This window comes from Pseudomonas sp. OTU5201, from assembly GCF_038440135.1.
Classification (GTDB): domain Bacteria; phylum Pseudomonadota; class Gammaproteobacteria; order Pseudomonadales; family Pseudomonadaceae; genus Metapseudomonas; species Metapseudomonas resinovorans.
This window is the reverse complement of sequence record NZ_JASATC010000020.1, coordinates 87,386-101,293: the sequence shown is the minus strand read 5'-3', so window position 1 is coordinate 101,293 and position 13,908 is coordinate 87,386. Positions and strand designations below refer to the sequence as shown.

The 13,908-nt window shown below is 63.9% G+C and carries 15 protein-coding genes, 1 pseudogene and 1 riboswitch; of the genes and pseudogenes, 8 read left to right on the top strand and 8 right to left on the bottom strand.

Annotated features, from left to right (window positions below):
* Nucleotides 1-79: 79 nt before the first annotated feature.
* On the bottom strand, nucleotides 80-709 hold the full coding sequence (locus AAHM40_RS14515; RefSeq protein WP_342245275.1) for a LysE family translocator: 630 nt from the start codon (nucleotides 707-709) through the stop codon (nucleotides 80-82).
* Between the two features lie 82 nt (nucleotides 710-791).
* On the opposite strand from AAHM40_RS14515, the gene AAHM40_RS14510 reads away from it, so the two are divergent.
* The 5 genes from AAHM40_RS14510 to AAHM40_RS14490 all read left to right on the top strand — a co-directional run bounded on the left by AAHM40_RS14510 (nucleotide 792) and on the right by AAHM40_RS14490 (nucleotide 5,960).
* A complete protein-coding gene (locus AAHM40_RS14510) occupies nucleotides 792-1,754 on the top strand; it encodes a 2-hydroxyacid dehydrogenase (protein ID WP_342245274.1) in 963 nt (320 codons plus the stop codon).
* A gap of 52 nt (nucleotides 1,755-1,806) precedes the next feature.
* Complete coding sequence (locus AAHM40_RS14505) at nucleotides 1,807-2,805, top strand: class I SAM-dependent methyltransferase (RefSeq protein WP_342245273.1); 999 nt, start codon at nucleotides 1,807-1,809, stop codon at nucleotides 2,803-2,805.
* 90 nt (nucleotides 2,806-2,895) lie between these two features.
* A complete protein-coding gene (locus AAHM40_RS14500) occupies nucleotides 2,896-4,371 on the top strand; it encodes an amino acid permease (protein WP_446731574.1) in 1,476 nt (491 codons plus the stop codon).
* A gap of 48 nt (nucleotides 4,372-4,419) precedes the next feature.
* Nucleotides 4,420-4,527: riboswitch (yybP-ykoY riboswitch) on the top strand.
* Between the two features lie 236 nt (nucleotides 4,528-4,763).
* Complete coding sequence (locus tag AAHM40_RS14495; protein WP_342245278.1) at nucleotides 4,764-5,345, top strand: TMEM165/GDT1 family protein; 582 nt, start codon at nucleotides 4,764-4,766, stop codon at nucleotides 5,343-5,345.
* A 171-nt stretch (nucleotides 5,346-5,516) separates the two neighbouring features.
* Nucleotides 5,517-5,960: a ketosteroid isomerase-related protein gene (locus tag AAHM40_RS14490; RefSeq protein ID WP_342245272.1), complete on the top strand. Its 444-nt coding sequence runs from the start codon at nucleotides 5,517-5,519 to the stop codon at nucleotides 5,958-5,960.
* On the opposite strand, the gene AAHM40_RS14485 is transcribed toward AAHM40_RS14490, so the two are convergent.
* A complete protein-coding gene (locus AAHM40_RS14485) occupies nucleotides 5,961-6,944 on the bottom strand; it encodes an NAD-dependent epimerase/dehydratase family protein (protein ID WP_342245271.1) in 984 nt (327 codons plus the stop codon).
* 113 nt (nucleotides 6,945-7,057) lie between these two features.
* The gene (locus AAHM40_RS14480; RefSeq protein ID WP_342245270.1) at nucleotides 7,058-7,876 is read right to left on the bottom strand and encodes a M48 family metallopeptidase; all 819 of its coding nucleotides are present in this window, start codon (nucleotides 7,874-7,876) and stop codon (nucleotides 7,058-7,060) included.
* Between the two features lie 141 nt (nucleotides 7,877-8,017).
* On the opposite strand from AAHM40_RS14480, the pseudogene AAHM40_RS27285 reads away from it, so the two are divergent.
* Together AAHM40_RS27285 and AAHM40_RS27280 are read left to right on the top strand one after the other, a co-directional pair.
* Nucleotides 8,018-9,331, top strand: a pseudogene (locus AAHM40_RS27285) (HAMP domain-containing protein); the annotation flags it as partial.
* A 15-nt stretch (nucleotides 9,332-9,346) separates the two neighbouring features.
* Nucleotides 9,347-10,189 carry a methyl-accepting chemotaxis protein gene (locus AAHM40_RS27280; RefSeq protein ID WP_371926399.1) on the top strand — a complete coding sequence of 281 codons (843 nt, stop codon included), beginning with the start codon at nucleotides 9,347-9,349 and terminating at the stop codon, nucleotides 10,187-10,189.
* 50 nt (nucleotides 10,190-10,239) lie between these two features.
* On the opposite strand, the gene AAHM40_RS14470 is transcribed toward AAHM40_RS27280, so the two are convergent.
* Genes AAHM40_RS14470 through AAHM40_RS14460 form a run of 3 tightly spaced genes read right to left on the bottom strand, consistent with a single transcriptional unit; the run spans nucleotide 10,240 to nucleotide 11,321 of the window.
* Nucleotides 10,240-10,854: an SOS response-associated peptidase gene (locus AAHM40_RS14470; RefSeq protein WP_342245268.1), complete on the bottom strand. Its 615-nt coding sequence runs from the start codon at nucleotides 10,852-10,854 to the stop codon at nucleotides 10,240-10,242.
* A 24-nt stretch (nucleotides 10,855-10,878) separates the two neighbouring features.
* On the bottom strand, nucleotides 10,879-11,139 hold the full coding sequence (locus AAHM40_RS14465) for a putative signal transducing protein (RefSeq protein ID WP_028629948.1): 261 nt from the start codon (nucleotides 11,137-11,139) through the stop codon (nucleotides 10,879-10,881).
* Nucleotides 11,139-11,321, bottom strand: a complete 183-nt coding sequence (locus AAHM40_RS14460) for a CPXCG motif-containing cysteine-rich protein (protein WP_342245267.1) — start codon at nucleotides 11,319-11,321, stop codon at nucleotides 11,139-11,141. Before AAHM40_RS14460 ends, AAHM40_RS14465 begins: the two co-directional genes overlap by 1 nt.
* 158 nt (nucleotides 11,322-11,479) lie before the next feature.
* On the opposite strand from AAHM40_RS14460, the gene AAHM40_RS14455 reads away from it, so the two are divergent.
* The gene (locus AAHM40_RS14455; RefSeq protein WP_342245266.1) at nucleotides 11,480-12,643 is read left to right on the top strand and encodes a 1-acyl-sn-glycerol-3-phosphate acyltransferase; all 1,164 of its coding nucleotides are present in this window, start codon (nucleotides 11,480-11,482) and stop codon (nucleotides 12,641-12,643) included.
* 62 nt (nucleotides 12,644-12,705) lie between these two features.
* Here AAHM40_RS14455 and AAHM40_RS14450 read toward each other — a convergent pair whose 3' ends face one another.
* Both AAHM40_RS14450 and AAHM40_RS14445 read right to left on the bottom strand, forming a co-directional pair.
* On the bottom strand, nucleotides 12,706-12,990 hold the full coding sequence (locus AAHM40_RS14450) for a hypothetical protein (protein ID WP_342245265.1): 285 nt from the start codon (nucleotides 12,988-12,990) through the stop codon (nucleotides 12,706-12,708).
* 233 nt (nucleotides 12,991-13,223) lie between these two features.
* Nucleotides 13,224-13,805, bottom strand: coding sequence for a YajG family lipoprotein (locus AAHM40_RS14445; protein WP_028629944.1), 582 nt, complete (start codon nucleotides 13,803-13,805; stop codon nucleotides 13,224-13,226).
* Nucleotides 13,806-13,908: the final 103 nt, after the last annotated feature.

Sequence of the window (13,908 nt, the reverse complement as noted above, 5' to 3'; positions counted from 1 at the left end):
CAATGCAGCTGCCTACAACACGTCATGCAGACATAGCCAATGAATTCGCCAAGCGGGCCGAAGGTCCGCCCGAGGTGGTTCACTTCAGCTCGGTAAAGGCCAGCTTGATCCCCAGCCCCACAAGCACCGCACCCATCAACCGATCGAACCAGTGCCCCATGCGCGCGAACCCGGCGCGCACCCGGCGCTGGCTGAACAGCATCGCCACCAGGCTGAACCAGGCGGCGGTGGCAAAGGCCAGGTAGACGCCGTAGCCGGCCTGGATGGCCAGCGGCGTATGCGGATTGATGACCACGGTGAACAGCGACAGGAAGAACAGGGTCGCCTTGGGGTTCAGGCCATTGGTGACGAAGCCGGTGACGAAGGCGCCGCGCGGGCTGCGCTCGCCGGCCATGAGGGAGGCTTCCGCTGCCACCGGGTCTGCGGGTTTGGCGCGCAGGGCCTTGATGCCGATGTACAGCAGATAGGCGGCAGCCGCCCATTTCAACGCGTTGAAGAGCATGATCGACTGCGACACGATCAGGCCGATGCCCAGCAGCGAATAGGCCACATGCACAAAGATGCCCATGCCCACGCCCAAAGCCGTCCAGGTACCCGCGCGGCGACCGTGGGCCACGCTCTCGCGCACCACGATGGCGAAGTCCGGACCGGGGCTGGCCACAGCCAGCAGGTGAATCAGGGCGACGGTGAGGAATTCCGTCCAGTACATGCGACCTCCGAGGGATGTAACAAGCTTTGGTAGGCTGGCAACCTTACGCCTTCCAACGGACTCGCAAAAGGTACAACCCCGCATGAACAGCAGCCGCGCCGTATTCCTCGACCATGCTTCTCTCGATCTTGGCGACCTCGACCTGGCCCCGCTGCGGCTGGCCTTCGGCGAACTGCAACTGCACGCGCAATCCGCTGACGATGAGGTGGCCAAGCGCCTGCGCGGCGCCCAGGTGGCTATCAGCAACAAGGTGCGTATCGACGCCGCCAGCATGGCCGCCAACCCGGATCTCAAGCTGATCCTGGTAGCCGCCACCGGCACCAACAACATCGATCTGGAAGCCGCTCGCAACCATGGCATCACCGTCTGCAACTGCCAGGCCTACGGCACGCCGTCGGTGGCCCAGCACACCCTGGCGCTGCTGCTCGCACTCGCCACCAGCTTGCCGGACTACCAGGCCGCCGTGCGCGCCGGCCGCTGGCAGCAAGCCAGCCAGTTCTGCCTGCTGGACTTCCCCATCATGGAACTGGAGGGCAAGACCCTGGGCCTGCTCGGCCACGGTGAGCTGGGGGGTGCAGTGGCGCGCCTGGCCGAAGCCTTCGGCATGCGCGTGCTGCTCGGCCAACTCCCCGGGCGCCCTCAGCGCGCCGACCGCCTGCCGCTGCATGAGCTGTTGCCCCAGGTCGATGCCCTGACCCTGCACTGCCCGCTCAATGAACAGACCCGCGACATGATCGGTGCCGCCGAACTGGCCCTGATGAAGCCCGGCGCCTTGCTGGTGAACACCGCCCGTGGCGGCCTGGTGAACGAAGCGGCCCTGGCCAGCGCCCTGCGCAGCGGCCATCTGGGCGGTGCCGCCACCGACGTACTGACTCAGGAGCCGCCGCGCGACGGCAACCCGTTGCTGGCCGCCGACATCCCGCGCCTGATCGTCACGCCGCACAACGCGTGGGGCAGCCGCGAGGCCCGCCAGCGCATCGTGCAGCAACTCGCCGACAACGGCGTCGCCTGGCTGAAGGATTCGCCCGTCAGAGTCGTAAGCTAGTTCCTACAAGTTCCTGATAAAATTCGCTGCTTTTATCAGGATCTTTCTTCAGATGGACCCTCGCAGCGAAGTCCTGCTCAGGCAGGCGGAACTGTTCCAACGCCCGGTGCTGCTGGCCGGGCTGCCGGCGGACGACCTGCTCGGCACCTTGCCGCAGGCCAGCGGCTGGAGCTGGCACGCCGGTGAACAGGCAGCCTTGGAAGCCCGCTTCGCCGGGCGTAGCCAGTTCGGCACCACGCCGCCGGACGTGCCCTTTGCCGCGGCCGTGCTATTCCTGCCCAAATCCCGCGAGCTCACCGACTACCTGCTGGCTGCGCTCGCCGCGCGCCTGCCCGGTGGCGAACTGTTCCTCGTCGGCGAGAAGCGCGGCGGCATCGAACGCGCTGCCAAGCAATTGGCCGCCCTCGGCAAGCCGCGCAAGCTGGACAGCGCGCGCCACTGCCAGCTCTGGCAGATAAACATCGACCAGGCTCCCGCCGCCCCCGACCTGGAAGCCCTGGCCCAGCGCTATCGCCTGGACCTGACTGACGGCCCGCTGGAAGTAGTGAGCCTGCCTGGCGTGTTCAGCCATGGCCGGCTGGACCGCGGCAGCGCCCTGCTCCTGCAGCAACTGGAGGGATTGCCTGGCGGCCATCTGCTGGACTTCGGCTGCGGTGCCGGGGTGCTCGGCGCAGTACTCAAGCGCCGTTATCCACAGAGCCAGCTGACCCTGCTGGACGTGGATGCCTTTGCGGTCGCCAGCAGCCGCCTGACCCTGGCCGCCAATCGCCTGGAAGGCGACGTGATCGCTGCAGACGGTATCCATGGCGCGCCCGAAGGCCTGGCGGCGATCGTCAGCAATCCGCCCTTCCACCAGGGTGTGCATACCGATTACCAGGCCAGCGAAGACTTGCTGCGCGAGGCCAGGGATCACCTGCTGCCAGGGGGCGAATTGCGCATCGTGGCCAACAGCTTCCTCAAATACCCGCCGCTTATCGAGTACCATCTCGGCCCCTGCCAGACCCTCGCCGAAGGGGATGGCTTCCGCATTTACCGTTCCCGCCGGGTCTGACCTGGCGGGTACCACCTCAATACCCATGCTCAAGCGGCATAAAATAGCCGCCCTCTCCCCCGGTCCCGGCCGGGGGATCTGGAGATCTTTGTGACCGATTTGAACATTGCCAGCGCCACTCCACCCAAGGATGGGCTGCATCGCTCCCTCAAACCCCGCCACCTGAACATGATCGCCATCGGCGGCTCCATCGGTACCGGCCTGTTCGTCGCCTCCGGCGCCACGGTCGCAACTGCCGGACCAGGCGGCGCGCTGCTGGCCTACGCACTGATTGGCCTGATGGTCTACTTCCTGATGACCAGCCTGGGCGAGATGGCCGCGCACATCCCGGTTTCCGGATCGTTCAGCACTTATGGCAGCCGCTTCGTCGACGATGGCTTCGGTTTCGCCCTGGGCTGGAACTATTGGTACAACTGGGCGGTGACCATTGCCGCTGAACTGGTAGCGGCGCAGCTGATCATGAGTTTCTGGCTGCCGGACGTGCCCGGCATCTACTGGAGCGCCCTGTTCCTCGGCCTGATGTTCCTGCTCAACGTGATCTCGGTGAAGGGCTTCGGCGAAAGCGAGTTCTGGTTCGCCCTGATCAAGGTCGTGACAGTGGTGGTGTTCATCGGCATTGGCCTGGCCACCATCTTCGGCATCATGGGCGGCATCGAGTCTCCTGGCTTCAGCAACTTCACCCTGGGTGATGCCCCCTTCGTCGGCGGCCTGCAGGCCATGGTCGGCGTCGCGATGATCGCCGGCTTCTCATTCCAGGGCACCGAGTTGATCGGCATTGCCGCAGGCGAGTCGGAGAACCCGAAGAAGAATATCCCCATCGCCATCCGCCAGGTGTTCTGGCGAATCCTGATGTTCTACATCCTGGCCATCTTCGTGATCGGCATGCTGATCCCCTACACCGAGCCGAACCTGCTGAAGAACGACGCCAGCGATATCAGCGTTTCACCCTTCACCCTGCTGTTCGAGCGCGCCGGTTTCGCTGCTGCGGCGAGCGTGATGAACGCGGTGATCCTTACCGCCATCCTCTCGGCCGGCAACTCGGGCATGTACGCGTCCAGCCGCATGCTTTACAACCTGGCGCTGCAGGGCAAGGCACCGAGGCTCTTCTCTCGCCTGTCCGCCAGCGGCGTGCCGCGCAACGCCCTCTACGCCACCACCCTGGTCGGCGCGCTGTGCTTTTTCACCTCGATCGTCGGCGACAGCACCCTCTACACCTGGCTGCTGAACACCTCGGGCATGTGTGGCTTCATCGCCTGGCTGGGCATCGCCATCTCCCACTACCGCTTTCGCAAGGGCTACCTGTCCCAAGGCGGTCGCCTGGAAGACCTGCCCTACCGCGCCAAGCTGTTCCCCTTCGGCCCGCTGTTCGCCTTCATCCTGTGCCTGGCAATCACCCTCGGGCAGAACTACCAGGCGTTCTTCGGTGATCGCATCGACTGGGCGGGCCTTGCGGCCACCTACATCAGCCTGCCGCTGTTCCTCGCCATCTGGCTGGGTTACCGCCTGAAGAAGGGCAGCCGTCTGGTGAGCTACGCGAAGATGGACGTGCGCGGCGGCGACAACTGACCGACCGGAAATTCGCACTTGCCGGGGTGACCCGGCTTGTGCAAAATGCGCTCCGTCCTAGGGGAGTAGTCTCCCGCGAGCGCCCTGCTCGCATGGCATGCGTCAACACACTTGGTCCACAGACCATGGCGCATGCGACCGACCCTTTGTGGGTTCCGTAGGAAAAAGTCGCCGAGCGAAGTTCAGGCAAGGCGAAGGCTGGCGAGGAAGCGGAGTTTACGACTGTAAATGAGCATTCCGAGCCTGCCTTCAACGCAGCATGAGCGAGTGCAGGCCACTTTTTACACGGAACGCGGTTTGACAAGACCTATGACACGTGCAACCTGACCCGGGGTGGGCAGATTGCGTGTGTCATGGTGATTAGTCGACCCGCCCCCGTAGGAACCCTGATGCTGGAATCCCTCTTCGTCCCGACTCTGATCGTTGCCCTCGCCGAAATCGGTGACAAGACTCAGTTGCTCGCGCTTCTGCTCGCCGCCCGCTTCCGCAAGCCCTGGCCAATCATCTGGGGCATAGTCGCCGCCACCCTCGCCAACCATTTCGCTGCCGGTGCCGTTGGCTCCTGGGTTGCCAGCTTCTTCTCCGCCGCCACCCTGAGCTGGATTCTTGCCGCCTCTTTCGCCGCCGTCGCCCTCTGGACCCTGGTACCGGACAAGCTGGATGACGACGAAGAGTCCGGGCTGAAGAAGTACGGCCCGTTCGTCACCACCCTGATCGCCTTCTTCCTCGCCGAAATGGGCGACAAGACCCAGGTTGCCACTGTGATGCTGGCAGCGCAGTACCCGCATTTCGTGATGGTGGTCCTGGGCACTACCCTCGGCATGCTGATTGCCAACGTCCCGGTGGTGCTCGCCGGCAACTTCGCTGCTGATCGCCTGCCGCTGGCGCTGATCCGCCGCCTGGCCGCCGTCGCCTTCGCCGCCCTCGCCGTCTACGCCGTATACGAAGCGCTGAAACTCAGCGGAATAATCTGACGGGCCCCTGCACAGCCTTTCGTAATTGGATGGACTCGCCCTCGCCGAGGCGTCGAGCGCGCCACGGCGGCACCCTACGAGGTTGCCTTGAACCGACGGCGTTTCGGCCAATGGCTGGAACGAGCGTACTGGTAAAGTAGCGCGCTGGATCAAGGCGCAGGGGAGCACATCGTGTCACTGGACGATATGAAAAGGCTGGTTCGCCAACACATCGAGCTGTCGTGGAACAAGGGCCGGCTGGCGCTGGCCGAGCAGTTGCAGAGCAAGGACTTCCTCTACAAGAGCTCCTTCATTGGCCGGCCCCTCAACAGCAGTGCCTACAGCCAGATGGTGGCGAACATCCGCGATGCCATGCCCGACCTGGAAGTGGTGGTGGAGGAATGCATAGCCGAAGGCAACAAGGTGGTGACCTGGTGCACACTAATCGGCAGCATCCAGAAGCCCGCCCTCGGCTATCCACCCAGCGACAGGATTCTCAGCATCTCGGCCATGGCCTTCTGGACCCTCAACAGTCTGGGTGAAGTACAGGAGATCTGCACCATGTTCGACATGGAAAGCTTCCGCGCCCAGCTTGGCCTTTCGACCCAGCCCCTGGCTGAGAAAGCCCTGCCCTGATCAGAGATAGCCGTTGGCCCGGAACCAGCCGATGGTGCGTTCCAGGGTGACCTCCAGCGGCGTCTCGGCAACGAAGCCCAGTTCGTGGCGCGCCTTGCTGCCATCCAGGAACTGCCCGCCGGCCATCACCGCGATGGCCGTGTCATCCAGCTTCGGCAACTCGCCTGAGAGCCGGTAACGCATCCTGCCGAGCGCTGCCATGCCCTTGGCTAACGCCAGCGGCATCGGTTGCGGCGGCTGCACGCCAAGCAGGTTGGCGATGCGCTCAGTCAGTTCGGCCATCTCGATGTTCTGCCCAGCCAGCAGGTAGCGCTCGCCCACCCGCCCCTTCTCCAGCGCCAGCAGCAGGCCGCGCCCGGCGTCGGCGGCATCCACCACGTTGCGTCGCCCTGGTACGTAATGGGTCATCCAGCCTTGGGCCAGGGCGGTAACGATGCGTCCGGTACTGGGGCCCGCATCGAACTCACCGAGGCACATGCCAGGAATTCCGATGATCACCGGCAGGCCGCTACGGGCCTGTTCACGGGCCTGTTCATCCAGCGCCCACTTGCTCAGCAGATAAGCGTTCTTCCAGCGCGGCATGCCTTCATAGAACAACCCCTCGTGACCGGGCAGGCCTTCGGGATGGCGCGGCAGGGCAATGGCAGCGCCGGTATAGAGAATGCGCGGCACGTGGGCAGCGAGGCAGGCGGCGTAGAAGTGGTTGGTCTCGTCGAGGGCGCTGGCAACCTCTTCCTGCCAGCGGCGCGGCCGCTTCGGGTAGCCTGCGGCGCAGAAGATCACACCGTCCAGGCCACTGAGCGTGCGAGTGAGACCGGCATGATCGAGCAGTTCGGCGGCCCGGCACTCGGGCTCCAGGTAGGCCAGCCGTTCGATCCGTGACGACGGCCGGTGTATCAGCACCAGCTGGTGCCCCGCGGCCTTCACCGCCCGAGCCGTGTGATGGCCGAGCAGGCCGGTTGCTCCAAGTACGGCGATTTTCACTGCAGCTCCTCATCCGTTGGAGGTTCGCCACCCCGGAGAGTCCGAAGTGGCGGCAAGCAGTCTAGAACGCGGGTTGCCGGGATGCCAGCCGCTGGGCCAGCATCTTGCTCTCCTCAGCGTTGTCCCTTGGCCTGCTGGTACAGCGGCATCACTTTCGGAATGGACGCCTTCAGCGACGACATCCGCGAGCTGGAGGACGGGTGCGTGCTCATGAACTCCGGCGGCGCACCGCCACCGGCCTGCTCCATCTTCTGCCAGAGGGTGATCGCGGCGTTCGGGTCGTAGCCGGCACGGGCGGCCAGCTCGAGGCCGATCAGGTCCGCCTCGTTCTCGTTGGAACGGCTATTGGGCAGGGTCATCAGGTAGTCGACACCCGCATTGGCCATGCCCAGGCCGGCCTGACCGACGCCCAGCACCGAGCCGATCTGGTTGGCCATTTGCACGCCATAGGCCTTGGACATGGCTTCACGGCTGTGTTCGCGCAGGGCGTGGGCGATCTCGTGGCCCATCACCGCCGCCAGTTCGTCATCGGTGAGTTTGAGCTTATCGATCAAGCCGCTGTAAACAATGATCTTGCCACCCGGACCACAGTTGGCGTTGAGCTCGTTGCTGTCGATCACGTTGGCTTCCCACGCCCATTGCGCGGCGTCCGGGCGGAACGCGGGCGTCTGGGCGATCAGGCGCTTGGCAATCGCGTCGACACGACGGGCGTCGCTGCTGTTCTTGTCCAGCACACCCTTTTGCGAGGCTTCGCTCAGGGTCTGCTGGTACGACTGGGCGTACATCTGATTGAGTTCGGCACTCGACAGCATGCTGAACATGTACTGCTTGCGCTCGACGCCCACTGCTCCGCCGCTGGTGGTGTTGACGGCCTGGCATCCTGCCAGGAGCAGGGCCGCGGTCAGCCCGGACAGGTAAAACAGCTTGGCCATGATGGCTCTCCATCTCTTTTCGAGGTCGGTAATGCTACGGCCGGCCAGATAACCCGGCAACCGCGTCGCATGTAGACAAGCCGGCGACGCTTTTTTCTGCATGGGTGATTTAGGAAATTTCACAGTGCTGCCGATATACAGATGCAAGGTGAAGTCCTTTTTCCCGGAGCCCACATGAAGTTCAGGTCCATTCAATTCTCCATCGCAGCCTTGGCAGGAGCCAGTGTGCTGGCGGTGGTTGCCGCCCTGGTGCTCTACGCACTGCTTTCCGGTGCAAAAACCCAGGAACTGGTGCAGCAACGAACCCAGGCGCTGCTCGAACAGGTCATCAACGAGCGGCTGGTGGCCCTTGCCAGTTCCCAGGTCAGCCAGATCCAGCGCGAGATGGAATTGCCGCTGGGCATCGCCAAGAACATGGCCAACCTCAACAGCATGCTGGGGGAAACCGATGAGGCCGGCCATCCAAAGCTGAGCATCAGCCGCGAGCAGCTCAACAATCTGGTGCGCCAGACCACCGAGCGCAATCCCAAGCTGAACGGTAGCTACATCGGCTGGGAGCCCAATGCCATCGACGGCGCCGATGCCAACTACGCCGGACAGAAAGGCAACGGTTACGACGGTACAGGCCGCTTCCTGCCCTGGTGGTTCCGCAACGCAGACGGCAGCCTGGGCCAGGACGCCATTGGTTTCATGGAAAGCGAGAAGATGCTCAACACGGGCGTCCGCGAAGGCGAGTACTACCTCTGCCCGAAAGAACGCAAGAAAACCTGCGCGATCGATCCCGCGCCCTACAACGTGGGCGGAAAGATCATGATCCTTTCGTCATTTACCGCGCCGATCATGATCAAGGGCGAATTCCGCGGCATTAGTGGCGCCGACTTCTCCCTGAATTTCATCCAGGACCTGCTGACCAAGGCCGACCAGCAGCTTTATGACGGTGCCGGCGACATGGCCCTGATCGCCAACAACCACCGCCTGGTGGCCTACTCCAGGGACAGCGCCAAACTGGGTGAAGAAGCTGCCAAGGTGTTCGACACCAGCACCATGGACAGCCTGCGTGGGTTCTCCGGCAACCAGCCGTCCTACCGCATCGACCAGGCCAGCCAGCGCATCGAACTGATGGTGCCGTTCGGTATCGGCGACACCGACGCCCGCTGGGTGCTGCTCATCCAACTGCCCGTGCAGGCAGTGATGAAGGAACTGTCCCAGTTGCAGGGCGACCTCGCCGCCCAGCGCGACGCCGATATCTTCGGCATGACCCTGGTAGGCCTGCTGATCGCCGGTCTCGGTCTGCTGGTGATCTGGTTCGTCGGCTACGGCATCGCCCGTCCGCTCCGCCAGATGGTCGGCATGCTCGACGATATCGCCAAGGGCGACGGCGACCTGACCCAACGCCTGCACAACAATCGTGCCGACGAAATGGGTGCCATCGCCGGCGGCTTCAATACCTTCCTCGGCAAGCTGCAATCGATGATCAGCCAGGTGGTGACCTCGGTGCAGAAGGTCAGCGATTCGTCCGAGCACACCGCCGATATCGCCATCCGCACCAACCAGGGCGTGCAGAAGCAACTGGCGGAGATCGAGCTGGTGGCCACCGCCGTCCATGAGATGACCGCCACCGCCCAGGACGTGGCGCGCAACGCCACCCACGCGGCGGAAGCGGCCAGCCACGCCGACCAGGCAGCCAACCACGGCAAGCGCATCGTCCACAGCACCGCCGAAGCCATCTCCGCCCTGGCCACCGAAATCGGCCGCGCCGTGGGCGTGGTGCAGAACCTGGCCAAGGACAGCGAGAACATCAACGCCATCCTGGTCGCCATCCGCGGCATCGCCGAGCAGACCAACCTGCTGGCGCTGAACGCGGCCATCGAGGCAGCGCGCGCGGGTGAGCAGGGCCGCGGCTTCGCAGTGGTCGCCGATGAAGTGCGTAACCTGGCGCAAAAGACCCAGCAGGCCACCGAAGAAATCCAGACGATGATCCAGCAACTGCAGCACGGCACCCGCGAAGTGGTGAAGGTGATGCAGGACAGCCAGGAGAAGACCGACACCAGCGTGCAGCACGCCAACGAGGCCGCCCATGCGCTGGAATCGATCACCCAGGCGGTATCGGTGATCAACGACATGAACACCCAGATCGCCAGCGCGGCCGAGGAACAGAGCGCGGTCGCCGAAGACATCAACCGCAACGTGATCAACATCGGCCAAGTGGCCAACGAGGTCGCCGGCGGCGCCGACGAAGCCTCCCAGGCCAGCGCCGAACTGACCAAGCTAGCCGAGCAGCAAAGGCGGCTGATCAATCAGTTCAGGGTGTAAAACCAAAAGCCCCTCACGACGAGGGGCTTTTTCGTAGGGGAAAGGGCACCTCAGGCCGGCGTCAGGCACTCCGGCCCGTCCAGTTTCGGATCATTCACCAGGTTCGCCAGTGGGCGTTCGCGCAACTGCGGCCCCGGCCTGGCCAGCAGTTCGAGCAACTGCATTGGCGTCGAATCAGCGGCCAGCCAGAGCCGCTGGCCGTCCTCGTCCAGCACCAGCGGGCGACGCAGGTCGGCCACGGGCTGGGTGACCATCGCCAGGCTGAGGTATTCCATGCCATCGACCGGATAGGCCTCCCACAGCGCGGCGAAGTACATGATTCCGCCTTCGGCGCTGACCCAGTAGGGCCGCTTGCGCACACCGCGCCACTCGTAGAAACCATTGGCCAGGATCAGGCAGCGCCGCGAACGGAAGGCTTCGCGGAACATCGGCTGATCGGCCAGGGTTTCGACACGGGCATGGGCGGGGGTCTTCGACAGGTCAGTGAGCCAGGCCGGAGTCAGGCCCCAGCGGGCCATGTCGGCGCGGCGCTGGTCACCCAGTTCACGCAGCATCAATACCCGGCCACCGGGGGCCAGATTCCAGTGCGGTTGATGGTTGGCGGGAAATCCAGGAAGGGCCGCCAGTGCAGGCGTCCAGCGAAACAGGGCGAAACGTCCAGACATGGGGCAACCTGTTCAGGTCGGGGGTCAGCAGAGCAGTGTGCCGGGATAGCTGTCAGGCTCTTCGCCCGGCAGGGGTTGCGCGGCATTGTACGCGGCGATCAACCCGCTGGCGCGTTCGGCGTCGTCATCCTCGACCAGCAGGCCGAGCAAGCCGAACATCGGCAGTTCCCCGATGCCCCCGAGCAGATGGCTACCGGCCAGGTGGGCCTCCACGCCCTCACTGGAGAGCATGCCCAACAGCAGTTCGGCTTCGATCAGGTCCCGGGGCTCATAGATGCGCCGCATCAGTCATCCTCCCGGCGAACCTCCAGGCTCCAGTCCTGGCCGTCGGTCCAGAGCCGGAACAGGATGGGCCGGCAGCACACCGGACAATCTTCAATGTATTGCTGGTCGCCACCCGAGAGATCGAGCACAGTTTCGGCCGGCTCGCCGCAGTAAGGGCATTGGTAATCCTCTGTTTCCAGCATCCCGCCTCCCGTGTGACTTGCCTGTATAATCGCCGGTCTATTTGACGCCCCGTATTCAGACTGAATGAAAACTGCTGCGCTCGCGACGTTTTCACGCAGCCTGACATGTCGGGGCCTCCTCCCCTTTTACCCAGCCGATTCCAGAACAAGAGTGACCAATGGGCGAATTTGAAGCCATCCGACCCTATGACGATGCCGAGGTACCGGCAGTGCTCTCGCGCCTGTTCGCCGATGACGCCTTCCTCGGCACCCTCACCCGCTATCGTTTCCCGAAACTGGCGGGGCCGCTGGGCTGGCTCCTCAAGCCTGTTATAGCTCATCGGCTACGTCGGGAGTTCGCCAGCATCGATTCAGTGGCCGCGTTGCAGGACCGCATCGAGCCCTATGTGGACAACACCATCGAGCGCGCCACTGACGGCGTGACCTACTCGGGCGTGGAACGCCTCAAGCCAGGCACCGCCTACCTGTTCCTGGCCAACCACCGCGACATCGTCATGGACCCGGCCTTCGTCAACTACGCCGTGTACCACGCAGGCCTTCCGACGCCCCGCATCGCCATCGGCGACAACCTGCTGCAGAAGCCCTACGTCAGCGACCTGATGCGCCTGAACAAGAGCTTCATCGTGCACCGCAACCTGGCTGGACGCCGCGAGAAGCTGGCCGCCTTCCAACTGCTGTCGGCCTACATCAATCACTCGATCCGCCAGGATGGACAGTCGATCTGGATCGCCCAGGCCGAGGGCCGCGCCAAGGACGGTGATGACCGCACCGATTCGGCGATCCTCAAGATGTTCCACATGAGTCGCAAGGACGAGCCCTTCTCGAATGTGATTCGTGACCTGCACCTGATTCCGGTATCCATCAGCTACGAGTACGACCCCTGCGACCAGGCCAAGGCTCGTGAACTGCAAATCCGCGCCAGCACGGGCAGCTACGCCAAGGCCGCGGGTGAAGACGACACCAGCATTGCCCTGGGCATCACCGGCTACAAGGGCCGGGTGCACATTGCCTTCGGCAGCGAGATCGGCAGTGCCAGCGAAGACGCCAAGCAACTGGCCCAGGAAATCGACAAACAGATCCTCGGCGGATATCGCCTGTTCCCGGTGCACTACCTGGCTTACGCCCTGTGGGGCGACCGCGACCCGGAACTGCAGGTCCCGACGGCAGCGGAAGTGTTCAGTGGCGACGAACTGGCCCGCGCCGAGGCAGAGTGGCAGAAGCGCCTGGGCGCCTGCCCCGAGGAGCAACGCCCCTACCTGATCCAGCAGTACGCCACCCCGGTGCGCAATCAGTACCGGATCAAGGCAGGTCTACCGCTTTAACCAGGCTCCAGAACGCAAAACGGCGACCCTTGGGTCGCCGTTTTTGTTTTGCACTGCTGCACTCAGAGTTGCGTACTGGCCCAGGACACGCCCAGAGCTACTGCCAAGCTGAAATAGCCGAAACTGTAGAAGAAGCGATTGAGGCGCCGAGCAAACTCATCCTGCACGTCGGTGGCTTCCATCTCTTCCAGATCGCTCTCGGCGGCCAGACGGGCAATGGAACGCTGCTCGCGCAGACGGGTAGCCAGCAACACCCAGGCGCCGGCACATGCAAAGAACAAAGCCAGGCCATTTACAACCTGTGCGGGGTGAGCCAGGAACATGGCCCAAAGCGCCTGCAGCGACATCTTCAACTCCGCTTCAGGCGGTGCGACCGTGCACGCAACCTGCAAGACAAGGAAATGTCCGCCCTAGACCAGGCGGCTTCTCGGAAGGCTCGGATTTTACCGAAACCAGGCCCGGTGACGTGGTCGTTCCGACGAATGCCGCTGCAACCGCTCCCACAAATAACCCACGGAACTGCAGTTGCACGTAGAAAAAAGCCCGGCGCTTGGCCGGGCTCCATCGTGCAGGGTTTGCCTTACTGCGAAAGCACCTGACCGATAGTCGGGTCCTTGAAGGCACGGGTCAGGGCGTCGCTCAGCACATCGCTCACCAGCTTGGTGTTGGTCTGCTGGTTCGGTGCGGTACCGAAGCGCTGGTTCAGCGAAGCGCCGTATTTGCCGCTGTAGCGACGGGTGCTGTTCTGCACATCGACGCGGAAACTGGCACTGATGTTGGCCTCGGTGACATAGGTTTCCTTGGGCGACTGGTACTTCAGGTCGGCCAGGGTCAGGGTCAACTGCGGGGCGTTGTAAGCGTTCGGGGACGGGGTGAAGCCCAGAAGACGCACAGCGGCCTCGGCCTCAGCCTGCAGGCGCGGCAGGATGTCCTGGCTCTGCACGCTGATCGCGCTGGTGTCGGAATAGATGCCGCCACGGGTGCCAAGCACCGGGGACGGACGACCATCGGCGACGCGCACCACCACCGGCTGACCCTGGCCCATCGGGGTCAGCGGGCCGGTGAGTTTTGGTTGCGGGCTGAGTTGCTGCGGGCTGAGGGCACAGCCGACCAGGGTCAGGCTGAGGGCGGCCAGCAGGCCAAGCAACGGGCGTTTCAGCATGCTTTATCTCTCCAGGAGTGAAGGCAAAACGGCCGGCAGTATAACCAGCCAGCCAGGGTACTGACAGAGCGCCATTCCCGTGCAATGTCAGACCGCCATCCGT